The organism is Methylorubrum rhodesianum, assembly GCF_014199985.1.
GTDB lineage: Bacteria > Pseudomonadota > Alphaproteobacteria > Rhizobiales > Beijerinckiaceae > Methylobacterium > Methylobacterium rhodesianum.
On record NZ_JACHOS010000003.1, the window covers coordinates 58,810 to 82,020 of the forward strand.

Genomic DNA, 23,211 nt, shown 5'->3' on the forward strand with positions numbered 1-23,211 from the left:
GCAGGCTGGAACCGGCGCGTCCGGCGGCGCTAGCCTCTTCGGAGAAGAGGCCGACGGCCCGGGGGCCGATCACCAGACCATGCCACCGAACATTGCCCATCCGCAGGACGTTTCTTGAAGCCGCCCGAACGATGGCGGCGAGGAAACGCTTCAGGAGATGGCTATGCGAAAGATCGCCTTGGTCGTTGCTGCCGGCGTGCTGGCACTCGGCGGCACGGCTGCAGGGGCAGCCGACAATTCGGCGAAGGGTGAAGGCCGTATGCAGGGCTCGCCGAACGCCGCCGGATTCGACAAGAAGGACACCACGGGTACGACGAGTCCGGGCGCATCGAGCCACGCGCCGGGCCAGGAGATGAAGCAGGACGGGCGCATGCAGGGCTCACCCAACGCGTCCGGCTTCAAGGGTGACGGCTCGGGTTCGTCCTCGGGATCGAGCGGTAGCCGATAATTAGGGCATCGGGTCGGGTGCGGCCGGCGGCGTGCCTGGTCCAGCATCCGGCCGCGAGGAGATCCCGAGAACGTACGCCCACAGGTCTCTGCCTCGCGTGGACCGACCCAAGGGCCAATCGGGCCGAGATACCGCCCGCAATGCGCCTTCCTCGGGCAGAGCGCCATCGCAGCGAGCTCCTGAATGGATCCCGGGCAGCCGCGCCCACCGCTCCGGAGGCGCCCTATTTCTCCTCATCGCGAGACCGGCTTCCTCATCCTCCCGCCGGCGGGGAGGGTGGCTCGGCCCACCGGCGGGCTCGTGGCGGGGAAGCGGACAGGGGCGTGCTTTGCATAATTCATCCGCAAGGCTTATCCCGAGCTCGGCCATATCGGCGGCCGATTCTCCGAGGAGTTTGGATGACCACAGACAAGCAGCCCGATCGCACTGCCGCGTCGCTCGCCTTTGTCTCTGACCGGAACTACCCAGAAAATCTCGATCACACGCCCGATCAACCCATTACCGACGAACAAAACACCGAAGAGCACCATCAGAAGGCGAACGCTTCGCCGACGAATGCCTTCGAAGGTTTCGGCTCCTTCTCGAGCTGAACCGGCGCCGAGGACAGGCCCTGGCGAGACGTTACGAGCGCGACGCGCGCCGCCCGGTCCGGCCCCCCTGCGAGACCATCATCCTGGCGCTGAATGACCCTGCCGCAGATGCGTATCCCTGCGGCAGGTCCGGGGCGCCCCTCGGCAAGGCTTTGTGGACCGCGCTACGCGCGACGGCATCGGGCACAACCGCCGTCACGCGAGCTCGGTGCCGGATGACGAGGGCGGCGCGGTCTCGACCAAGGTGGTGCGGATCGTCCCGTCCGACATCGATCCGGTCAACCGCGCCGTGTGGCCGAAGCCCCGTCCTTTGCGAGATCCCGGGTGTCCCAAGGGCCGCAAGGCCCTTGGCGAGTGTTCAGGGCAGAGCCTGAAACCGGGAAGCCGCGACTACTCCGCGGCACGCGGAAGTCCCTCATCGACCATCCAGACCGCGAGGTCTTCCCGCGCCCGGTCGGTCAGCGCCCGCTTCTTCAGCGCCGCTTTTTCCGGCCCGCGCAGGCGCCTGCCCGTCTCGTTGCGCGGCATCCGCTCGAGCGGCGGGAACAGCCCGAAATTCACGTTCATCGGCTGGAAGGAGCGGGGCGCATTGGCCTCCGCCGCCTCGCTCGCCGCGACGTGGCCGCCGGTGATGTGGCCGATCAGAGCGCCGAGCGCGGTGGTCGGGGGCAGGGGGGCGAGGGCGCGTCCCTCGGCTTCGGCGAGCGCGTAGCGGCCGGCCATCAGCCCGACCGCGGCGCTCTCGACATAGCCCTCGCAACCGGTGATCTGGCCGGCGAAGCGGAGCTGCGGCCTCGCCTTCAGCCGCAGGGTGGCGTCGAGCAGGCGCGGGCTGTCGAGATAGGTGTTGCGATGCAGGCCGCCGAGACGGGCGAACTCGGCGTTCTCCAGCCCCGGAATCGTGCGGAAGATCCGGACCTGCTCGGCGTGGCGCAGCTTGGTCTGGAAGCCGACCATGTTGAACAGGGTACCGAGCGCGTTGTCCTGGCGGAGCTGGACGATGGCGTAGGCCTTCACCGTCGGGTTGTGCGGGTTGGTGAGGCCGACCGGCTTCATCGGCCCGTGGCGCAGGGTCTCGGGTCCGCGCTCGGCCATCACCTCGATCGGCAAGCAGCCGTCGAAATAGGGGGTCGTGGCCTCCCATTCCTTGAACGCCGTCTTCTCGCCCGCGATCAGCGCGGCCACGAAGGCCTCGTACTGCTCCCGGTCCATCGGACAGTTGAGGTAGTCCGCCCCCGTGCCGCCGGGCCCGGCCTTGTCGTAGCGGGACTGGAACCACGCCTTGCCCATATCGATCGAGTCGCGGTGGACGATCGGGGCGATGGCGTCGAAGAAGGCGAGCGAGTCCCGGCCCGTCAGCGCGCCGACGGCCTCGGCGAGTGCCGGGGAGGTGAGGGGGCCGGTGGCGAGGATGGTCGAGCCCCATGCCTCGGGGGGCAGGCCGGCGATCTCCTCGCGCACGACCGTGACGTTGGGGTGCGCTTCCAGCGCCGCGGTGACGGCCCGCGAAAATCCCTCGCGGTCGACGGCGAGCGCCCCGCCGGCGGGCACTTGGTTCGCGTCGGCGGCGCGCATGATCAGCGAGTCGAGGCTGCGCATCTCCTGATGCAGCAGGCCGACGGCGTTGCCGTTGGCGTCGTCCGAGCGGAAGGAGTTGGAGCAGACGAGTTCCGCCAGCCCCTCGGTCTGGTGGGCGTCCGTGCCGCGATGGGGCCGCATCTCGTGCAGCACGACCGGGCGGCCGCCCTCGGCGATCTGCCACGCGGCCTCGGAACCGGCGAGGCCGCCGCCGACGATATGGATCGGGTTCGTCATCGCGACGGGATAGAACCACGCCGGCCCGCGATCAATGCGGCCCGGCGCGAAGTCGTCGATCGGCCGCGGAGCCCGCCTCCGTGCTCAGGCCGCCCGGACGTTCGAGAGGAACTGCCCCATCTCGGCGCGCAGCGCACCCGACTGCTCGGCCAGCGCGTCCGCCGCCGCCGCGACGGCCCCGGCCGCGCGGCCGGCTTCGTCGGCCTCCGCGGCGACCGCGGCGATGCTCGCCGTCACCTCGCCGGTGCCGGCCGAGGCCTGGGCCATGCTGCGCACGATCTCCTGCGTCGTCGCGCCCTGCTCCTCGACCGCCGTGGCGATGCCGGTGGTCACGCCGCTCATGGCCTGGATCTGCCCGGCGATGTCCTGGATCGCCTGGGAGACGCCGCCGGCGGCGGCCTGGATCGCGCCGACCTGCTGGCCGATCTCCTCGGTCGCCCGGGCGGTCTGGGAGGCCAGCTCCTTCACCTCGGCCGCGACCACGGCGAAGCCGCGGCCCGCCTCGCCGGCCCGCGCCGCCTCGATGGTGGCGTTCAGCGCCAGCAGGTTGGTCTGGCCGGCGATGGTCGAGACGAGGCCGACCACGTCGCCGATGCGGTTGGCCGCCGCCGCGAGGGCGGCCATCGTCGCCTCGGTGCGGCCGGCCGCCTCCACCGCCTGCGCCGACATGCCGGCCGCCTGCTCGACCTGACGGCCGATCTCCTCGACGGTGGCGCCGAGTTCCTCGGCCGCCGCCGCCACGGCGTTGACGTTGCCGGCGGTCTGCTGGGCCGCGCCCGAGACGCTGGTGGAGCGGGCCGCCGTGCTCTCGACGGAGTGGCGCATCCGGCCCGACGAGGCCTGAAGTCCGTCGACCGCCTCCGAGACCCGGGCGACGATGGCGCCGACCGATTGCTCGAAGCGGTCGGCGAGGTCGCGCAAGAGGGCGCGGCGGCTCTGCTCCTCGCGCATCCGTGCCGCCTCGGTGGTCTTGAGCTGCTGCGCCGCCTCCTCCAGCGACATGTCGCGGATCGTCACCACGGCGCGGGCGATGTCGCCGATCTCGTCGCGGCGGCGGTGGCCCGGCACCTCGGCCAGGGGCTGGCGGGCGGCCAGCGCCTGGAGCGCGCGGGTCAGCGCGCCCAGCGGCACGACGATGGAGCGGGTGAGCAGCAGGCCGGCGAGGCCGGTGCCCGCGAGCACGCACAGGCCGATCAGGGCGAGCGTGCGCGACAGGGCGCTCGCCGCGCTCACGGCCTCCGCCTCGCTCTGCTCGGCGATCACCGCCCAGGGGGCACCGAGCACCGAGACGGGGGCGCTCGCCGCCATCTGGCCGCCCTCAGGCGTCGCGTAGGCGAAGCTGCCGCTCTCCCGCGCGCGCTCGGCCGGGATGCCGATCTCCGCCAGCGGAGCGCCGGCCCGCACGGCCCGGTCCAGGGGCGGGTTGGAGCGCAGGCGCCCGTCGGCGCCCGCCGCCACGATCTGCCCGGTCTCGCCGAGGCCCACGCGCTTGGACAGCGTCCGGTCGAACAGGGCCGGCGTGACGCGGAGCGCGATGAAGCCGATCCGCTCCGCCGCCTGCCCGGTTCCCATGGCCACGTTCGCCCGCTTGGTCAGCGCCCGGCCGATGAAGGCGGAGGGGCCCTCACCCACCGGATAGGCGGCGAAATCCTCGAACACGACCGCGTCCGCATCCTGCCCCTTCAGCCGCGCGGCGAGGCGGGCGAGGCCGCTGCCGGCGAGCGCCGGATCGTCGAGGGACTTGGCGAAATCCGCGCCCTTGGTGGTGGTGTAGGCGATACGGCCCTGTTCATCGACGACGATGAGGTCGCCGTAGCCCGGATCGGCGAGGAGGCGGCGGGCCACTTCCTGCACCTTGCCGTGGCGGCGGCCGTACATGGTGCCGGGGGCCTCGAAGGCGAGGCGCGCCTCGGGCGTCATCAGCTCGCGCAGGGCCGCCGTCACGGTAGTGTAATCGGCCTTGTCCGGGTCGAGCGCCTCGATCAGGTCGGGGGCGTTCGAGGCGACCTGCGGATGCACGGCGACCGACAGGAAGTCGGCCTGCATCCGGTCGGCGACGAGTTCGATCGCGTCGCGCCGCGCCTCGGCGGCGAGCTGCAGCCGTTCGCCCGCGGCCTGGACGAGGCCCGACTTGGCCGACGACCAACTCAAGCCGCCCATCGCCGTCGCGCTGAGAAGCGCAAGTCCGATCGTCGCCGCGGGCAAACGGGTGCTGATGCGCTGCAAGCTCGGCATGTCGTCGTTTCGGCTCGAATGAAGAGACGACGGGTTGTAAAATCTCGAATGTTAACGAGCCGCGAACTTTGCACATTCTGCCCGGTGTAAACCGAAGATCGACCCGTTCGATTGCCGCCTCAGACGCTCTCCACGCCGACCTCGACGCATTCGGCCCAGGTTTTATATCATATGATACGATCATCTTCGCACAATCTACAGGGTGGATTTCGGGCTCCCTGCGCGGTTCCGGGTGATGGGCGAGGCGGCGCCGAAGGAGTCCGCTCAAAGGATCCACTGGAAGTGGCGTGAACCGAAGCCCGGCCGCACGCCCGCGAACCGGCACGACCACTCCGGAAGACTTAAGCCGCAATTGCCGGCCGCTGCCATATCGCGGCGGGTCCGCCGACACCGCGCCCGCGCTACCGTCGCCCCTCGTTCCCCAAGATCCGGGTCGGCGAGATCCGGCTCAGACAGATGGAGCGGACGGCCATGGCGATCTCTCCCGACGGGGCGCTGCCCTACGCCGTCTACGACGGCTACCTCGTCTCGCTCTATCCCTGGCAGGGCGCACGCGTCGCGCTCCTGACCTCGTCCGGGAACCTCAATGGCGACGTCGTCGAGGACATCCTCCACCGGATCGACGCCGCCTACGACGTCTATCTCGCCATCACCGGGCAGGCCCCGGCGCCCTACAGGCTCTATAACGGCCTGCTCACGATCGCCGAGGTGCCGACGGCGCTCGAGGGGGCGGCGGACGCGATCGGCTTTCTCGGAGCCTCCGGCATCGAACTCACGACCTCCGCCTTCGATCGGCTCTATGCCGGCGCGGCCGAGGGCGGCACCTTCGATCAGACCGTCTTTTACGAACTCGGACGGAACTTCTGGTTCTACGGCCCGCAGCTCGGGAACGTGGATGCCTTCGTCACGGGATTCGCGATCGCCAACCGCTTCGTGTCGATGCAGGAGGCCGATATTCCCGGAAGCGCCTTCGGCGCACTGCCCTTCGGCGAATTCAAGCAGTCCATCCTCGAGGACTTGGCGCAGACGTTCTTCCAGAACGCGGACGTCACGCTCGCCACCACTTTGGGCGCGGCTTCCGGTGTGCCGAACCCCAACAACTGGGGTGCTGCGGACTTGGCCGCTTCCCTGCTCTATCAAGTCTACGAGGATTTCGGCCTCGACGCCTACGCGCGCTTCTTCCAAGAACTCGCCGGCCGTCCGGCCGCGGAGACGCAGGCCGCGGCCTTCGACAATCTGGTCGCGGCCGCCAGCGAAGCGACCGGGATCGACTACGGCTTCCTGAACAAGGGCGAGGGCGTCGCCTATCTCGTCGGCGGCCGGGACGCCGACCGGCTCGAGGCCGACGGCAGCGGCAACCCGGTCCTGGGCTTCGGCGGCGACGACACGCTGATCGGCACGGCCGGCGCCGACCGGCTGTTCGGCGATGCGGGCGACGACGTGCTGCGCGGGGGCGGCGGACGCGACCAGCTCGTCGGCGGGGCGGGCGACGACACCTACTTCGTCGACACGCCGGGCGACCGCGTGTTCGAGGGCGCGGGGCAGGGTACCGACCGGGTCGTGGCGACGAGCACGTACCGGCTCGCCGCCGACCAGGAGGTGGAGATCCTGCAACTTGCGCGGAGCACCGGCGGCGCCCCCCTGTCCCTGACCGGAAATACGTTCGGTCAGACGCTCCTCGGCAATGCCGGCGACAACCGGCTCGACGGCGGCGGCGGCGACGACCGGCTCGCGGGCGGGCTCGGCGAGGATCGGCTCACCGGCGGGTCAGGAGCGGACACCTTCGTGTTCGACACCCCGTCCGGCCGCGGCAATGTCGATCACGTCAGGGACTTCGTGTCTCGGGATGACGGGTTCCAGCTCGACCACGCGGTCTTCTCGCGCCTCGCCATCGGCGTGCTGGCGCCCGAGCAGTTCAAGCAACTCGGCCCGGCCAAGGCGGACGCCGACGACCGCATCCTCTACAGGCAGAAGACGGGCGAGCTGTTCTACGACGCCGACGGCAGCGGCAGGAAGGAGGCCGTCCTGATCGCCGTATTGGACAACCACGCCATCCTCGACCACACCGATTTCCTCATCGTGTGACGATCGTCGGGCAAGAGGCAGAGGGCCGTCAGTGCAGCCTCGGGCCGATCAGGAACCGGTCGCGGTCGACTGACGTGAGCGAGAGCCGCGTCAGGCGCCCGTCCCGGCTGACCGTGAGCGGCACCCGCACCCCCGCCTCGCCGAGTGCCCAGACCTGCCGGAAGAAGCCGGCGAGGTCGGCCACCGGCTCGCCCGCCACTTCGGCCAGCACGTCGCCCGCGCGCAGGTCCGCGGCCTCCGCCGGCCCCTTGTCGGCGGCGCCCATCACCACGACGCCGTCCTCGGTCTCCGTGGCGTAGAGGCCGAGCCAGGGACGGGGCGGGCGGGCGGCCCGGCCGCGGGTCTCGAGATCGGTGAGGATCGGCGGCAGGAGGTCGATCGGCACGACCATGTTGATCGCCCGGCCCGCCCCCGAGCCGCCCTGCTGCAGCTGCAGCGAGCCGATGCCGATCAGCGCCCCGTCCGGCCCGATCAGGGCGGTCCCGCCCCAGTGCGGGTGGGCGGGGGCGGTGAACAGCGCCTCGTCGAGGACGTATTCCCAGTAACCGGCGAATTCCTGCCGGGCGACGAGTTCGACCGCGAGGCTGTGCGAGCGCCCGCCCGCTCCGGCGATCACCGCCCGCTCGCCGATCTGCAGCGCGTCCGCGCTGCCGAGCCTGAGGGCGGGCAGGTCGAGGCGGCCGAGTGCCTGGACGAGGCCGAAGCCCGTCTCGCCGTCGTAGCCGACCACGTAGGCCGGCACGGAGCGCCCGTCCTGGGTGGTGAGCCAGACGCTCTCGGCCTCCAGCACGAGGTAGCCGATTGTGAGCACCAATCCGTCCTCGCGGATCACGACGCCGTTGCCGGCCCGCTCGGTGCCGAGCGTCTCCGCCGTGAAGGCGTCCGCCGGCACTCGGGTCGAGAGCGAGACGACCGAGGTCAGCGCCCGCTCCAGATCGTAGGCGTAATCGCCGGCCTTCGGCTGCAGGGCGGCCGGGATCCTGAATTCGCCGTGCGCGGACATGTCTGCACTTTCCCTGCGCCCCGCCGCCGTGCGCCGGAGGCTTTCCGCGAGGCGGATCGCATCCGGGCTGTCGGGCGGCGCTCCCGACACAGATAGGCGGCGCACATCACCCCGACACCCGTCCGGCACCGCGTCGAATGGCGCTCGCGCCGTGGTCAGGTCGAGGTGCTCCGGTCGGTGCGATCCGGTTGCGGCCGGGCCTGCGGTGAGCCGTCGGGCCGAGATCCGATCGCTTCTTCCGGGATGGCGGACCCGGGCTCGGCGCAGGGGCCGGATCGGGCCGCCGCCCCCCGAAAACAGACGAAGCCGCCCGGCCTTGCGGCCGGACGGCTTCGTCGCGCGGGGCGTGGGGACGCGGCGCGTCCCCGCTCCGATCGATCAGTACTTGCGAACCAGCGGGGCCGGAGCCGGGGCCGGAGCCGCCGCCGGGGTGTAGAGCGGGGCGACGATGCGGAACCAGCCGTCGGTGCTCTCGCGGACGCCGGCCGAGGTCACGACGTCGCGGGCGACGTAGGCCTGAACCGAGAACGGTCCGAAGTCGTAGCCGATGAGGCCGCCGAGGGCGAACCGGCCACCGCGACCGATGCGGCTGGTCGGATCGTTCACGAAGGCGAGCAGGTTCGGGTCGAGGTTGACCGTGCCGTAGCCGATCGCACCGATCTCGAACTTGCCGAACTTCTTGGTCGCGGTCAGGTCGAGGTTGAACGCGTCCGAGATCTGCACCGGGCCGAAGAAGGCCGGGATGCCGTTCGGGCCGTTGAAGCGGCTCGGGGAGTCGTAGAAGTTGTAGGTCAGGTTGGCGGTCAGGTTCCAGCCGTCGCCGGTGTAGCTGATGGCGCCGCCGACGCGGTAGGTGTTGGAGGCCAGGATGTTCAGGCCGCCGCCGCGACCGGCGTTGAGCTCGTTGAGGTACGAACCGCCGAGCAAGCTGACGCCGATGTTGCCGCCGAGATCGAACGCCCAGATCGCGCCGACGAAGGTGCCGACGTTGATCGAGGTGTCACGGCCGCCGGCCGCGCGGCTGAAGGTGAACACGGTCGGGGGGGCCACGACGAACTCGAGGCGGCCGCCGAACGGCACGTAGGGGGTCGCCCACACCAGGATCGGAATGTTGACGGCGGTGTCGACCGCGGTCGCGTTCGGGCCATCCGGGCTGCGATAGGTGAAGGTGTTGATCGCGTAGATGCCCTCGGGAAGCGGCGCACCGACGGCCAGACCGACCTGCTCACCGGGAACCGTGGTCGTCTGCGCCTGGGCGACGGTCGTCGTCATTCCGGCCGTGAGCGCGATCGCGCCCGCGGCGAGCCAGTTCTTCATCATTTTTCTCGTTCCTTCCCAAGGATTTCAGGCGTCCGCCCCGTAGCGCCCGCACCCCCTTACGCGCCCCTCGCTCCCCAGAGCGGGATGGCCGGGCCAGTGCCGGTGCCCCCTACGGCCGCACCTCAAGTCTCGACGTCGGGAACTATTCTACAGACCGGCCGCGAAAGACAGGGGATTGCCTTCAATCTCGGCAGTTCGGATCTCACCGTTGCGCAAAAGTCGCATTTTCGCTGCGGAGCAACGAAGCCCTTAACGATCCCTTAATGCTGACCATCTTCGGCCAACGCAGTGCCGCAAGCTGGATTCAGGTAAAATAGTACATTTTCCTCAAGCAATTGGCTCTCCAACCTGGCCGGGAGGCTTCGGCAGGGCGGGCGGGGCGATTACGCAAGTGCGAATGCGAGATCGGTGCCGGGCCAAGGCGGTCACACCCGGTCGCGGCGCGACGGACGAACCGGTCAGCCGGTCCGAATCGGCGTCCCGGCCCGGAGCCTCGACCGCTCCGGAACCGACCGTCATCGGGGTTGTGCCGTCCCCCTACTCCGCCGCCTGCCGGCCCGCGACCGCGCCGCGGCGGCGTGCGGCTCCTGCGGCTTTCGGCTTACCGTCGTCGGCGCCCTTCGCCGCCGTTTTGGCCGCCGTTTTGGCCGACGCCTTCGGCGGCGTTCCGGCGGGACGGCGCGCCAGCACCTCGCGCAGGAAGCGGCCGGTATGGCTCGCCGTGCTCGCGGCGATCTCTTCCGGCGTGCCCTGCGCCACGACGCGGCCGCCGCCGTCGCCGCCCTCGGGGCCCATGTCGATCACCCAGTCGGCGGTCTTGATGACCTCGAGGTTGTGCTCGATCACGACGACGGTGTTGCCCTGCTCGACCAGCTCGTGGAGCACCTCCATCAGCTTGGCGACGTCGTGGAAGTGCAGGCCGGTGGTCGGCTCGTCGAGGATGTAGAGGGTGCGGCCGGTGGCGCGCTTCGACAGCTCCTTGGACAGCTTCACCCGCTGCGCCTCGCCGCCGGAGAGCGTGGTCGCCTGCTGACCGACGCGGACGTAGTGCAGGCCGACGCGGGCCAGCGTCTCCATCTTCTCGCGGATGGAGGGGACGGCCTTGAACAGGTCCGCGGCCTCCTCGACGGTCATGTCGAGCACGTCGGCGATGGACTTGTTGCGGTAGCGCACCTCCAGCGTCTCGCGGTCGTAGCGCTTGCCCTTGCACACGTCGCAGGTGACGTAGACGTCGGGCAGGAAGTGCATCTCGATCTTGATGACGCCGTCGCCGGAGCAGGCCTCGCAGCGCCCGCCCTTGACGTTGAAGGAGAAGCGCCCGGCCTGGTAGCCGCGGGCCTTGGCCTCGGGCAGGCCGGCGAACCAGTCGCGGATCGGGGTGAAGGCGCCGGTATAGGTCGCCGGGTTCGAGCGCGGGGTGCGGCCGATCGGCGACTGGTCGATGTCGATGACCTTGTCGAGATGCTCCAGCCCGTCGATCCGCTCGAACGGGGCGGGGTGCTCCAGGGCGCCGTTGAGGCGCTTGGCCGCCGCCTTGTAGAGCGTGTCGATGATGAGGGTCGACTTGCCGCCGCCGGAGACGCCGGTGATGCAGGTGAAGGTGCCGAGCGGGATCTCGGCGGTCACGTTCTTCAGGTTGTTGCCGCGCGCGCCGACCAGCCGCAGCATCCCGCGGCCGGGCTTGCGCCGGGCTTTGGGCGTATGCACCGAGAGTTCGCCGGTGAGATATTTCGCGGTGAGCGAAGCCGGGTCCTTCAGAAGCTCTTCCGGCGTGCCCTGCGCGACGATCTCGCCGCCATGGATGCCCGCGCCCGGGCCGACATCGACCACGTAGTCGGCCTGGAGGATCGCGTCCTCGTCGTGCTCGACCACGATCACCGAGTTGCCGAGATCGCGCAGGCGCTTGAGGGTGCCGAGCAGGCGCTCGTTGTCGCGCTGGTGCAGGCCGATCGAGGGCTCGTCGAGGACGTAGAGCACGCCCGTGAGGCCCGAGCCGATCTGCGAGGCGAGCCGGATGCGCTGGCTCTCGCCGCCCGAGAGCGAGCCCGAGCCGCGCGCCAGCGTCAGGTATTCGAGGCCGACATCGACGAGGAAGGTCAGCCGGTCGCGGATCTCCTTCAGGATTCGAACCGCGATCTCGTTCTGCTTGTCGGTGAGCTTTTCAGAAATCTCCGAGAACCAGCGATGCGCCTCGCGCACGGAGAGCGCGGTGACCTCGCCGATGTCCTGCCGGTCGATCTTGACCGCGAGCGCCTCGGGTTTGAGCCTTTTGCCGCCGCAGGCGGCGCAGGGCGTCGCGCTCATGAAGCGGCCGATTTCCTCGCGGGAGGCGTCGCTCTCGGTCTCCTTGTAGCGCCGCTCCAGGTTCGGGATCACGCCCTCGAACGGCTTGTTGACCGAGTAGGAGCGAAGCCCGTCGTTGTAGTCGAAGCGTACCGATTCCTTGCCCGTGCCGAACAGGATCACGTCGCGCGCCTGCGCGGGGAGCGCCGACCACGCCACCGTGGTCTTGAAGCCGAAATGCCGGGCCAGCGCGTCGAGCGTCTGGTCGTAATAGGGCGAGGTGGACTTGGCCCAGGGGCCCACCGCCCCGCGCTTCAGGGTGAGCGCGGGATCGGAGACCACCAGTTCGGGGTCGATCCGCATCTCGTGGCCGATGCCGCCGCAGGTCGGGCAGGCGCCGAACGGGTTGTTGAACGAGAACAGCCGCGGCTCGATCTCGGGGATGGTAAAGCCCGAGACCGGACAGGCGAAGCGTGATGAGAACGTGATCTTTTTGGGCGTTTCCCCTTCCGGGGCATCCGCGAACTCGATGTCGGCGATGCCGTCGGCGAGATCGAGCGCGGTCTCGAAGGAATCGGCGAGGCGGCTGGCGATGTCGTCGCGCACGACGATGCGGTCCACCACCACGTCGATGTCGTGCTTGAGCTTCTTGTCGAGCTTCGGCACGTCGTCGATCGGGTAGTACTCGCCGTCGATGCGAAGGCGCTGAAAGCCCTTCTTCTGAAACTCGGCGATCTCCTTGCGGTACTCGCCCTTGCGGCCGCGCACCACCGGCGCGAGCAGGTAGAGCCGGGTCTTCTCCGGCAGCTCCAGCACCCGGTCGACCATCTGGCTGACGGTCTGGCTCTCGATCGGCTCGCCGGTGGCCGGCGAGTAGGGGATGCCGACCCGCGCCCAGAGCAGGCGCATGTAGTCGTAGATCTCGGTCACCGTGCCGACGGTCGAGCGGGGGTTCTTCGAGGTGGTCTTCTGCTCGATGGAGATCGCCGGCGAGAGCCCGTCGATCTGATCGACGTCGGGCTTCGACATCATCTCCAGGAACTGGCGGGCATAGGCCGAGAGCGATTCAACGTAGCGGCGCTGCCCTTCCGCGTAGATCGTGTCGAAGGCGAGCGACGACTTGCCCGAGCCCGACAGGCCGGTGAACACCACGAACCGGTCGCGGGGGATCGTCAGGTCGACGTTCTTGAGATTGTGCTCGCGGGCGCCGCGCACGGAGATGACGCGGGTGTCGCGGGGCGCCGGCGCCGCGTCGAACAGGGCGGAGAGCCGCGCGTCGGTCTGTTCCTCCGTGGTCCGCCGCTCGGTGGTCCGTTCCTTGGTAGTCCGTTCCTTGGACTTGGCCGCGGTCTCAGTCTTGCGGGCTTTGGCTGTGGCCATGGACGACAAATTCTCTGCGACGATCCGGGCGAACCGATGCTCTGCCCCCGATCCGTTCGGGCGGGCAGAAGGTGTGCCGCGCGAAGAACAGGTTTCGGGAACGGAAGATGGGTTCCGCGCGGTTTGAGACCACTAGAACGGAACGGGTACGACGGCAATGCCGGCCTGAAACGTTCAAGCAACGGTCAAGCTGGCGAGCGTCCAGAACAGGATCAGCAGCGCCAGCCCCCCGAGCCCGATGCGGCCCGCATGCAGGCGGCCCCAGCGTTCGACCAGGGCACGGACCGGCTGGCCGGCGGCGGACGATTCGAGCGCTGACGGTTCGAGCGCCTCCAGCCGCCGGTTGACCGGCATGATGACGATGAGCGTGTAGGGCCAGTTCGCCACGAGCACGAGCCCGCCCGCGAGGAAGCCCGTCCGCCCGGTGAGCCACCACGCCAGGGCGGCGCAGAGGAAGCCGAGGACGGCGAGGCTTCCCTGCATGGCGGTGCCGCCGTGATAGGCCCGGCGCCACTGCACCAGCAGGGCCGGTTCCGGGATCAGCAGGCGCGCCGGCTGCTCGGCGACGAGGATGTAGAGGGCCGCCCCCGTGAACAGGGCGGCGATGACGAGGGCGAGGAGGGCAGGGATCATCGGGGGCTTCCGTGGGAGACCGGACAGGAAACGACGATTTCCCATCCCCGGATAGCCCGCCGTGTTGAGCGTTGTTTGAGCAAAGCTAGCATCGAAATACTGGTTTCTCATCCAAATATTGCTCTGTTTGCACAAAAATTAAGCGATTAACGTCGGGAGAAATCGTTGCTTTACGCTCGCTCCGCACCTTCCGGGCGTTTTCGACCCGGACACCTGTCTCATGTCTCTGCCTCTTTCCCTCTCTGCCGCGCTGCCCTCCTCCCTGCGCGCCCGCATCGTCGCGGTGGCTCTGATCCCCTGCCTCGCCTTCGGCGCCGTTGCGGGGGTGGCGGTGACGGAGCGGGTGGGGCAGGGCCGGGCGATGGCACGGATGGAGGAACTGGCCGACCTGTCGGTCCGGATCGGCGCCTTCGTCCACGAGGCGCAGAAGGAGCGCGGCGCCTCCAGCCTCTATCTCGGTTCGAAGGGCAGCCAGTTCGCCCCGGAACTCGCCGCGCAGCGCCGGCTGACGGACGCGGCGCGCGACGCCCTCGTGAGCGATCTCGAAGCCGCCGGAGCAGGCGCGGATGCGGATTTCGCGGGCAAGGCAGCGACCCTGCGCAAAAAGCTCGGCGGGATCGAGCGTCATCGCGGCGCGGTGGATCGGCTGGAGGCGAGCGTGCCGGCCAACCTCGCGACCTATTCCGGCATCATCGCGGACGCCCTCGGGGTCGTGCGCGGAGTGGCGCAGACCGCCGCCGATCCGGCCATCGGCGCCCGGGTTTCCGCCCTGTCCGCCTTCCTCTCGCTCAAGGAGTTCGCCGGCCAGGAGCGGGCGGCCGCCTCCGCCGTGTTCGCCGCGGGCGCGATCGACCTCGCGGGCCTGCGCCGGCTCACCGGGCTGGCCTCGGACCAGGCGACGTTCGAGGGGCTGTTCCGCGCCGCCGGCTCCGCGGACGAGATCGCCGCGCTCGATGCGGCGAATGCGGCGGAGGCCGCCCGCGAGGTCGCCCGGATCCGCAGCCTCGCCCTCGACACGGCGCCGGGCCAGGTCCCCGCCTTCAGCGACGCCAAGGGCTGGTTCCGGCTCGCCACCCAACGCATCGACGGGTTGAAGGGCATCGAGGACCGTCTGACGGCCGCCCTGGCGCGGGAAGCGGGGGCGGCCCGGTCCCAGGCCGAGCGCACCGTGCTGCTCTGGGCCGGGGCGGCGCTCGCCACCCTTCTGCTCTCGGTGGCGCTGGCCTTCGGCCTCGGCTCGGCCATCGCCCGCCCCCTGAGCCGGATGGCCCGCGCGCTGACCGCGATCGGGCGCGGCGAGACGCAGGTCGAGATCCCGGTGAAGGGTCCGGGCGAGCTGCGCGCCATCGCCGCCGCGGCGCTGGCCTTCCGCGACAGCGTGGCCGAGCGCGCCCGCATCCGCGCCGCGCAGGAGCGCGGCGCGGAGGAGGAAGCCGCCCGCCGGCACGCGGCGATGATGGCGGTGGCCGACGGCTTCGAATCCCGTGTCGGCGGCATCGTCGAGGCGGTCTCGGCCGCCGCGCAGCAACTGGAGGGCGCCGCGCGGGCGATGAGCACGGCGGCGGGCCAGACCTCGTCGCTCAGCGCCTCGGCGGCGCAGGCCTCGGCGCAGGCGGCGCGCTCCTCCGACGGCATCGCCGCGGCGACGGAAGAGCTGTCCGCCTCGATCCGCGAGATCTCGGCTCAGGTCGGCTCCTCGGCGCTGGCGGCGAGCGCGGCCGAGGAGGAGGCCGCCCGCACCGCCGGCGAGGTCGAGCGCCTCGCCTCGGCCGCGAGCAGCATCGGCCAGATCGTCGGGCTGATCTCGCAGATCGCCGGGCAGACCAACCTGCTCGCGCTCAACGCCACGATCGAGGCGGCCCGCGCGGGCGAGGCCGGACGGGGCTTTGCCGTCGTCGCCGCCGAGGTGAAGGGGCTCGCCGCCCAGACGGCGCGGGCTACCGACGAGATCGCCGGGCGGATGGCCGAGATCGAGGCCGCCACCGGCGCTTCGGTCTCGGGGATCACCGGCATCGCCCGCACGATCCGCGACCTGTCGCGGATCTCCGGCGACATCGCCGCCGCGGTCGAGCAGCAGGGCGCGGCCACCGCCGAGATCGCCCGCACCACGGTCGAGACCTCGCAGGGCACGCGCCGCGCCTCGGACGATGTGGCGGGGGTGGCCCGCACCGCCGACGACGCCAGCACCGGCTCCGGTCAGGTGCTCGACGCGGCGAGCGACCTCGCCCGTCAGGCGACGGCCCTGCGCCGGGAGGTCGGCGGCTTTCTCGCCCAGGTGCGGGCGGCGTGACGGCCGCGTGACAGGGGAGGGGGCGGGCGGTGCGCTCGCCCCGCCCGCACGGCCTCAGCGCTTCGCGGCGATCACGAAGACGTTCGAGGGGGCGATCCGCTTCAGGAACGCCGTGCGGTGGTAGCTGATGTTGAAGGCGAGCATCCGGCTCACCGCCGCGTCGAGCGCGACGTAGCCCCGGCGGGCGTAGAGATGGCCCGGAACGACCCTGCGGGCGATCTTCGCCAGCGCGTTGGTCATGCAGGGGGCCTCCCGCACGATGTCGAAGCCGATGCGGTCGAGCCGGTCGTGCAGCCACGGCAGCGGCAGGCCGCGCTCGTTCCGGGTCAGGCCGTAGCGCGCCTGGGTCCAGTCGCCCATCGAGGTGATCGGCTCGCGGAAGACCAGGAGGCCGCCGGGCCTGAGGATGCGGTGCGCCTCGGCGAGCACGTGCGAGACGTTGGGGATGTGGTGGAGCACGCCCAGGCTCACGAACAGGTCGGCACCGTCGTCGGGCAGCGGGATGTCGCCGGAGGGAAGCGGCTTGATGAAGCGGGCCGGGCGTCCGCCGATACGGTCTCCCCACCACTCCTCGGCGGGCTCGATCCCGACGAAGCGCTCCACCCGGTCGGCCAGGGGGGCGACGTCGTCGCCCGCCGCGCAGCCCAGCGCGACGCAGGTGTCGAATCGGCGGTCGCGCAGCCGGTCGAAGCCGTGGAAGGCGTTGAGCGCATCGTACTCGTAGCTGTAGGAGCCGGACGCTTCGAGTTTGTAGACCTCGGTCGCGAGCCGGTAGAAGCCCTGCTCCTCCTGCGCGTACCAGCGCGCGATCTCCCCCGGCGCGAGATCATCGCCGTAGAGAGCCGATCCGTCGAGATACTTGGTATCGACCATCATCGTTCGAACGGCTTCCGGTGTGAGATCAATCGTTCGTGGCGCTCACGATGCAACCGACGACACGCTGACCTTGCATAGCCTTGACCTTGTCTGATCGCGGCCTTTCATAGGTCATCGCCCGAACCTGTGCGAGACTTTCACCGCATTATGGTTCCCGCACCATCCGGGTAGAATACGCGTCGCCCGCGGAACGCGCGTCGCATCAAGACCTTGCCTCTCACGGGATCCGGTGATCACGGGACAGGACTCGGTGTCTCGCCTCGCTCATCGCCTCGTTCAGTGCCGCGCCTCGCCCTGGGCGGGGGTGTTGCCCACGGCGTTGACCTCGTCGCCGGCCCGCGGCTCGACCTTGAGGTTCTGGCGCATGCTCTGGAGATGGTCGGTCACGACCAGCGTGCCGGGCTTGAGGCCTTTGAGCACGGCGGTGTTGTCGCCGTAGACGTCGCCGACCTCGATCGCGGTCATGTGAACGGTGCCGGCCTCGTCCACGGTCCAGACCACCTGCTGGTCGAGCTGGGCCGAGAGGGCGATGGTGGGCACCAAGAGGCGCTCCTGCCGGCCGACCTCGATGCGCGAGCGGACGAAGCGGCCGGGCAGGTAGCGCTCGTCCGCGTTGTCGAGCCAGGCCTGGATCAGGCGGCGGCCGGTCCGGGGATCGAAGCGGTTGTCGAGCCGGTAGATCGTGGCCTCGCGCACGGGCTCGCGCCCCACGTCGAGGAGCTGGACCTTCACCCGCCCCTCGGCTTGCGCCACCCGCACGGCTTCCGCGTCCTCGGAGGAGAGCGCCATCTGCACGTCGATCGGGTTCACCTGAACCACGGAGACGAGCTTGGTCTGGTTCTCGATCACCATGTCGCCGATATTGGCCAGCGACAGGGAGGAGCGCCCGTCGAAGGGCGCGCGGATCACCGCGTAGTCGAGGTTCAGCTGCTGACGGGCGATGGCGGCCTCCGCCTCTTCGAGCTTGGCATTGGCCGTGGCGAGGTTCGACTGGTTCTGCTGGGCGCGCTGCTCGGTGGCGAAGCCCTTGTCGGCGAGCTGCTCGGTGCGGTTCACCTCGGCCTGGGCGAAGTCGAGGGAGGCCTTGGCCTGGTCGCGCAGGGCCCGCGCCGATTTGAGGGCGACCTCGAACGGGCGGGGGTCGATGCGGAACAGCACCTGCCCCTTCTTCACGTGGCCGCCGGGCTCGAACGGGCGCTCCACCACGAAGCCGGTCACCCGCGTCTGCAGCTCGGCGTCGCGGGGCGAGATGATCGTGCCGGTATACTCGAAGGCGACCGGCACCTCCTGGGCGCTGGCGCGCACTGTCCTCACCGCCAGCCGCGGCTCCTCCCGGGCGCGCTTCGTGTCGCCGCGGCTCGCCACCTTGAAGTGATGGGCCAGGAAGCCGGGGATCGGATGTCCCGCCCCCCACCACGCGCCCGCGGCGATCCCGAGCGCGCCGACGACGAGACCGGTGATGACGAAGCCGACGCCTTGGCGCACGAGATCGGTTCTCCGAGAGCGGGACGGGGGCCGGCCGCCCGGCCCGTTCCGGGCGCGGCACCGGAGGGAACACGCGGAGTCTCAAGACGTTGCACGCGGGTCCTTCACGGCCCCGTTGAATTTTCGGAGGCGGCCCCTCGAATGTTCGCCACGTTCGTCGACCGGCCGATCCTCGCGGGCGTGATCTCCGTCCTCATCACGGTGATCGGCCTCGTCGCCGGGCTGACGCTGCCGGTGGCGCAGTATCCCGAGATCGCCCCACCGATCATCAACATCCAGGCGACCTATCCCGGCGCCTCGGCCCAGCAGGCCTACGAATCGATCGCGATCCCGCTGGAGCAGGAGATCAACGGCGCGCCCAACCTCATCTACATCCAGTCGACCTCATCGACCGACGGCAGCGTCTCGCTCGACGCCACCTTCGAGGTCGGCTCGAACCTCGACGCCGCCGCGGCGGAAGTGCTGACCCGCTCGAGCCGCGCCGAGGCGAAGCTGCCGGAAGCGGTGCGGGCGCAAGGGCTGGAGATCCAGAAGTCGTCGCGCCAGCGGCTCGGCAACGTCGTGCTCTACGCCAACGAGGGCACCGGTTTCGACGAGCTGTTCCTGGCCAACTACGCCGAGACCCAGGTCATCAAGCCCCTGCGCCGGGTCACCGGCATGGGCCGCATCCTGAACTTCTCCAACATGCGCTACGCCATGCGCATCTGGCTCGACCCGGCCCGGATGGAGGCGCTCTCCCTCTCGACCGAGACGGTGCTCCAGGCGGTCCAGGCGCAGAACGCGCAGGTGACCACGGGCTCCCTCGGCAAGCTGCCGATGGGCCGCGCCACCCCGTTCGAGCTGCAGCTCGTCACCAAGGGCCGGCTGATGAAGCCGGAGGAGTTCGGCAACATCGTCCTGAGGGCCGACCCCGACGGCTCGGTGGTGCGCGTCTCCGACGTGGCGCGGGTGGAACTCGGCTCGGAGCAGTACGGCGTCACCTCGAACTTCGACGGCAAGCCCTCGGCGACGCTGGGCATCTTCCAGAACCCGGACGCCAACGCGGTCGAGGTGATGAACGGGACGCGCGAGACCATGGCGGATCTCGCCAAGCGCTTTCCTCCGGGGCTGCACTACACCATCGCCCTCGACTCGACCGAGTTCGTCAAGGAGGCGATCTACGAGGTGGTGCGGACCCTGCTCGAGGCGATCCTCATCGTCACGGTCGTCACCTACCTGTTCCTGCAGAACTGGCGCGCCACGCTGATCCCGACCATCGCCGTGCCGATCGCGCTGATCGGCACCTTCGGGCCGATGGCGCTGCTCGGCTTCTCTTTCAACACGCTGAGCCTGCTCGGCCTCGTGCTCGCGGTCGGCCTCGTGGTGGACGACGCGATCATCGTCGTCGAGAACACCGAGCGGCTGATGGCCGAGGGGATGGAGCCGAAGCCCGCCTCCCGCGAGGCGGTCAACGAGATCGGCGGCCCCGTCATCGCGACGACGCTGGTGCTCGCCGCCCTGTTCGTGCCGGTGGCCTTCATCCCCGGCCTCACGGGGCAGCTCTACAACCAGTTCGCGCTCACCATCGCCATCTCGGTGCTGATCTCGGCGGTCGTCTCGCTGACCCTGACGCCGGCCCTGTGCGGCCTGCTGCTGAAGCCCCATGCCAGGGAGGGACAGGCGGACGGGCACGAGAAGACGCGCTGGTGGCGCAAGCCGCTCGACTGGTTCAACATCGCCCTGGAGCGGGCGGCCGACTTCGTCGCCGGCGCGATCGGATGGCTCGCCCGCCACGTCATCCCGACGCTCGTCGTGTTCGCGCTGTTTGCCGGTGCCACGGTCATGCTCCTGATGCAGCGCCCGACCGGCTTCGTGCCGGACGAGGACCAGGGCTATCTCTATGCCGAGGTCGCGATGCCGCTCGGCGCCTCGGTGCAGCGGACGGAGGCGATGAATGCCCGCTTCGGCGCGGCGCTGCGTGCCCGGGACGACGTCGATCACACCATCGGCGTCAGCGGGCGCAGCTTCCTCGCCGACACGGTCGCCCCGTTTTACGGCTTCAACATCCCCGTGATGAAGCCCTGGGACGAGCGCAAGACCACGGTCGACGACCTGATCCGCGACATGGAGGAGCGCTTCCGGCACGACCCCGACGGGCAGGTGCGCATCGCCAACCCCTCGCCGCTGCCGGGGCTCGGCTCCCGCGGCGGCCTGACCCTGGAGATCCAGGATCGCTCCGGCAACGGCGGCCTTGGACTGGCGCGGACGGCCAACGACTTCATCGAGCGGATCCGGGCCCTGCCGGGCGTGTCGAGCGCGACGCCGACCACCGATTGGGGCGTGCCGCAGCTCCGCCTCGACATCGACCGGGCCAAGGCCGAGCAGCTCGGCGTGCCGCTGGCGCGGCTGTTCGAGGCGCTCGGCACCTATGTCGGATCGAGCTTCGTCAATCTCTTCAACCGCTTCGGCTTCGTCTACCAGGTCTATGTCCAGAGCGACGCCTCCGGGCGGCGCCTGTTCCAGGATCTGGAGGCGCTCACCGTCCTCAACGCGCAAGGGGAGCCCGTGCGCCTCGGCTCCCTGGTCCAGGCGAAGTTCACGACGGGTCCGACGGCGGTCCTGTCCTACAACACCTATCCGGCGATCGAGGTGGCGGTGACGGTCGCCCCCGGCTCCAGCTCCGGCACGGTGATCGCGGCGATCGAGGAGCTGGCGGAGGATCTGCCGCGCAACACCTCGATCGAGTGGTCCGAGATCGCCTATCAGGAGAAGATCGCCGGCAACGTCGCGCCGCTGGTCTTCGGCCTCGGCGTGTTCATGATCTTCTGCTTCCTGGCCGGGCAGTACGAGAGCCTGCGGCTGCCGCTGGTGATCCTGCTCGCCACACCGCTCGCCATCTTCGGAGCGGTCGGGTTCCTGGCCCTGCGTGGCATGCCGCTCGACGTGTTCGGCCAGATCGGCCTGCTGCTCCTCGTCGGCCTGGCCGCCAAGAACTCGATCCTGCTCGTCTCCTTCGCCGAGGAGCTGCGCGCCAGGGGGGAGGGCGCGCTGGAGGCGGCCCAGCACGCCACGCGGATGCGCATGCGCCCGATCCTGATGACGTCGTTCGCTTTCATCCTCGGCTCGGTGCCGCTCGCCATCGCCAGCGGCGCGGGGGCGAATGCCCGCCTCTCCATGGGCACGGTGGTGATCGGCGGCCTGCTGGTCGCCACGATCCTGACCCTGTTCGTCACCCCGGTCTTCTACGTCGCCGCCGAGCGGCTGCGGAGGGAGGGGGCCGAAGCGGCAGGGGCGAGGAAGGCGGATGGGACGGGCGCAGGCGTGCCGGCGGAATGACCGAAGCGTCCGGGCAGGCTGAGCGAGGGCCGCCGGAGGCGTGCGCTCCCTGACCGGCCTCGACGCCCTGCTTCGGCGACGCCGCACGGGTGGCTCCTGGGTCCTGCTGCACTTCACCGGAACGACGGTGGCAAGCGCGCGGAAGGTGCCTGGAAGCGTGTGACCCCGCGTTCGGCGCCTCGAAACGCAAGCCGCGCATTGAAGGGAGGCCGAGCAACCGATAGACAGGACGGCATGTGCAGGACGCTCCGCCCGCATCGGCCGCAAGCCCGCCGTCATCCGGCGGCGTTCGTGCGCGCGGGCGATCCGAGTTACCGGTAAAGCCGGGTCTCAGAATCGCGACGCTGCTCTCAACCCCGCCCGATCGGCGGGGTTTTTCCATGCCGGTCAGGCCTCAAACGAAGGACGATCGGCAATCATGCTCTCCGACGACAGCTCGATCGAACGGTTCACCTCGGCCTTCCTCGATCGAAGCCTGCCGCGGCCGGAATGGACGCATGCGGGTCACTACGCGATGGCGCTCTGGCTGTTGCGGCACCGGCCGAGCCTGACGGCGCCGGAGCGGATCCGGCGGCTGATCACGGCGTATAACGAGGCGACCGGCACGGCGAACACCGAGACGAGTGGCTATCATCACACGATCACGCTGGCCTCGCTCCGCGCCGCCGCCGGCGTCTTGCGCGACCACGGGGCGGATGTGCCGCTCCATCGCGTGCTTCAATCTGTGATGCTCTCGCCCCTCGGTGATCGGGATTGGCTGCTGTCCCACTGGCATCGGGAGACGCTGTCGAGCGCGCGCGCGGCGGGAATGGGTCGAGCCGGACCTCGCCCCGCTTCCCGATTCCTGGAAAATCGGTTGACGCTGCGGCTTGGCAGCCTCCGGGCCTCGTCCTGGACATCGGACCGCGGTCGACGGGCCAGCCCCTTGTTTTCGCATGGGTTTCCTAAAGCCGGCCGTCACCTTCGGGGCGATGCTCCAATGCATCCCATACCGCTCGCGCGAGCGCCGGACCGAGCGGCTTCGCAGCGAACCGCACGCCCTCCGGCAGGGTGCCGGGGCCGGGGGCGGGGCCGGCCGAGAGGGCGATGAGGCACAGGTCCGGCCGGTGCCGGGCGATCTCGTGGACCAGGGCGAAACGGGCCTCGGCCCCCGGCAGGTCGGCATCGACGACGACGAGGCGCAGCATCGGATGGCGCTCGATCTGGAGGAGGGCGCTCTGCGCGCTCCAGGCTTCCAGCACCTCGAAGCCGGCTTCCGCCAGCCGGTCCGCCGTCGCGATGCGGGCCTCCGTCTCGCTCTCCACGACGAGAGCCAGCAGCCGCACGTCGCTGTGCGGGGCAGGAGAAGCGGGCCGATCCATAGGGCTTCCCGGATGTCCTTGGAGCGCGCCGTGGGGAGCGCGCCTGGGGCGTCCTGCCGACAAGCGGCGAGCGGCCCGTTCGTTGCCCCGCG

Annotated in this window: 14 protein-coding genes; 5 read left to right on the forward strand and 9 right to left on the reverse strand. The window is 70.2% G+C overall.

The annotated features are described in order from the left end of the window. The first annotated feature begins 163 nt into the window (after positions 1-163). Together HNR01_RS04940 and HNR01_RS04945 are read left to right on the forward strand one after the other, a co-directional pair. Positions 164-448, forward strand: a complete 285-nt coding sequence (locus tag HNR01_RS04940; RefSeq protein WP_017484284.1) for a hypothetical protein — start codon at positions 164-166, stop codon at positions 446-448. Positions 449-846: 398 nt separating this feature from the next. After that, on the forward strand, positions 847-1,038 hold the full coding sequence (locus HNR01_RS04945; protein WP_017484283.1) for a hypothetical protein: 192 nt from the start codon (positions 847-849) through the stop codon (positions 1,036-1,038). Positions 1,039-1,428: 390 nt separating this feature from the next. On the opposite strand, the gene trmFO is transcribed toward HNR01_RS04945, so the two are convergent. Together trmFO and HNR01_RS04955 are read right to left on the reverse strand one after the other, a co-directional pair. Beyond that, complete coding sequence (gene trmFO, locus HNR01_RS04950) at positions 1,429-2,853, reverse strand: methylenetetrahydrofolate--tRNA-(uracil(54)-C(5))-methyltransferase (FADH(2)-oxidizing) TrmFO (protein WP_183666966.1); 1,425 nt, start codon at positions 2,851-2,853, stop codon at positions 1,429-1,431. 84 nt (positions 2,854-2,937) lie between these two features. Then, positions 2,938-5,088: a methyl-accepting chemotaxis protein gene (locus tag HNR01_RS04955; protein ID WP_183666968.1), complete on the reverse strand. Its 2,151-nt coding sequence runs from the start codon at positions 5,086-5,088 to the stop codon at positions 2,938-2,940. Between the two features lie 471 nt (positions 5,089-5,559). Here HNR01_RS04955 and HNR01_RS27870 point away from each other — a divergent pair, with 471 nt between their 5' ends. Further along, on the forward strand, positions 5,560-7,173 hold the full coding sequence (locus HNR01_RS27870) for a calcium-binding protein (protein ID WP_183666970.1): 1,614 nt from the start codon (positions 5,560-5,562) through the stop codon (positions 7,171-7,173). Positions 7,174-7,201: 28 nt separating this feature from the next. Here HNR01_RS27870 and HNR01_RS04965 read toward each other — a convergent pair whose 3' ends face one another. From HNR01_RS04965 to HNR01_RS04980, 4 genes are all read right to left on the reverse strand, one after another. Then, positions 7,202-8,176 (reverse strand): S1C family serine protease, encoded by a 975-nt coding sequence (locus tag HNR01_RS04965; RefSeq protein WP_183666972.1) that lies wholly within the window; start codon positions 8,174-8,176, stop codon positions 7,202-7,204. Between the two features lie 378 nt (positions 8,177-8,554). Next, positions 8,555-9,496, reverse strand: coding sequence for a transporter family protein (locus HNR01_RS04970; RefSeq protein WP_017484279.1), 942 nt, complete (start codon positions 9,494-9,496; stop codon positions 8,555-8,557). A gap of 537 nt (positions 9,497-10,033) precedes the next feature. After that, positions 10,034-13,159 carry an excinuclease ABC subunit UvrA gene (gene uvrA / locus HNR01_RS04975; RefSeq protein ID WP_183666974.1) on the reverse strand — a complete coding sequence of 1,042 codons (3,126 nt, stop codon included), beginning with the start codon at positions 13,157-13,159 and terminating at the stop codon, positions 10,034-10,036. 174 nt (positions 13,160-13,333) lie between these two features. Continuing rightward, positions 13,334-13,792, reverse strand: coding sequence for an anthrone oxygenase family protein (locus HNR01_RS04980; protein ID WP_183666976.1), 459 nt, complete (start codon positions 13,790-13,792; stop codon positions 13,334-13,336). 220 nt (positions 13,793-14,012) lie between these two features. Here HNR01_RS04980 and HNR01_RS04985 point away from each other — a divergent pair, with 220 nt between their 5' ends. Continuing rightward, on the forward strand, positions 14,013-16,082 hold the full coding sequence (locus tag HNR01_RS04985; RefSeq protein WP_183666978.1) for a methyl-accepting chemotaxis protein: 2,070 nt from the start codon (positions 14,013-14,015) through the stop codon (positions 16,080-16,082). A 54-nt stretch (positions 16,083-16,136) separates the two neighbouring features. Here the strand turns inward: HNR01_RS04985 and HNR01_RS04990 are convergent, their stop codons facing one another. Together HNR01_RS04990 and HNR01_RS04995 are read right to left on the reverse strand one after the other, a co-directional pair. Further along, entirely contained in the window at positions 16,137-16,958 is an 822-nt protein-coding gene (locus HNR01_RS04990) for a class I SAM-dependent methyltransferase (RefSeq protein WP_183666980.1), read from the reverse strand. Between the two features lie 276 nt (positions 16,959-17,234). Continuing rightward, complete coding sequence (locus tag HNR01_RS04995; RefSeq protein WP_183666982.1) at positions 17,235-18,443, reverse strand: efflux RND transporter periplasmic adaptor subunit; 1,209 nt, start codon at positions 18,441-18,443, stop codon at positions 17,235-17,237. Positions 18,444-18,584: 141 nt separating this feature from the next. Between HNR01_RS04995 and HNR01_RS05000 the strand changes: the two genes are divergently transcribed. Beyond that, on the forward strand, positions 18,585-21,758 hold the full coding sequence (locus HNR01_RS05000; RefSeq protein ID WP_183666984.1) for an efflux RND transporter permease subunit: 3,174 nt from the start codon (positions 18,585-18,587) through the stop codon (positions 21,756-21,758). A 944-nt stretch (positions 21,759-22,702) separates the two neighbouring features. On the opposite strand, the gene HNR01_RS05005 is transcribed toward HNR01_RS05000, so the two are convergent. Then, on the reverse strand, positions 22,703-23,119 hold the full coding sequence (locus HNR01_RS05005; protein WP_183666986.1) for a response regulator: 417 nt from the start codon (positions 23,117-23,119) through the stop codon (positions 22,703-22,705). Positions 23,120-23,211: the final 92 nt, after the last annotated feature.

Coding starts and splice junctions, on each gene's coding strand:
- HNR01_RS04965 (WP_183666972.1), bottom strand. CDS start 8,176: ATGTCCGCGCACGGCGAATTCAGGATCCCGGCCGCCCTGCAGCCGAAG.
- uvrA (WP_183666974.1), bottom strand. CDS start 13,159: ATGGCCACAGCCAAAGCCCGCAAGACTGAGACCGCGGCCAAGTCCAAG.
- HNR01_RS04940 (WP_017484284.1), top strand. CDS start 164: ATGCGAAAGATCGCCTTGGTCGTTGCTGCCGGCGTGCTGGCACTCGGC.
- HNR01_RS04970 (WP_017484279.1), bottom strand. CDS start 9,496: ATGATGAAGAACTGGCTCGCCGCGGGCGCGATCGCGCTCACGGCCGGA.
- HNR01_RS04980 (WP_183666976.1), bottom strand. CDS start 13,792: ATGATCCCTGCCCTCCTCGCCCTCGTCATCGCCGCCCTGTTCACGGGG.
- HNR01_RS04985 (WP_183666978.1), top strand. CDS start 14,013: ATGTCTCTGCCTCTTTCCCTCTCTGCCGCGCTGCCCTCCTCCCTGCGC.
- HNR01_RS27870 (WP_183666970.1), top strand. CDS start 5,560: ATGGCGATCTCTCCCGACGGGGCGCTGCCCTACGCCGTCTACGACGGC.
- trmFO (WP_183666966.1), bottom strand. CDS start 2,853: ATGACGAACCCGATCCATATCGTCGGCGGCGGCCTCGCCGGTTCCGAG.
- HNR01_RS04990 (WP_183666980.1), bottom strand. CDS start 16,958: ATGATGGTCGATACCAAGTATCTCGACGGATCGGCTCTCTACGGCGAT.
- HNR01_RS04955 (WP_183666968.1), bottom strand. CDS start 5,088: ATGCCGAGCTTGCAGCGCATCAGCACCCGTTTGCCCGCGGCGACGATC.
- HNR01_RS04945 (WP_017484283.1), top strand. CDS start 847: ATGACCACAGACAAGCAGCCCGATCGCACTGCCGCGTCGCTCGCCTTT.
- HNR01_RS05000 (WP_183666984.1), top strand. CDS start 18,585: ATGTTCGCCACGTTCGTCGACCGGCCGATCCTCGCGGGCGTGATCTCC.
- HNR01_RS05005 (WP_183666986.1), bottom strand. CDS start 23,119: ATGGATCGGCCCGCTTCTCCTGCCCCGCACAGCGACGTGCGGCTGCTG.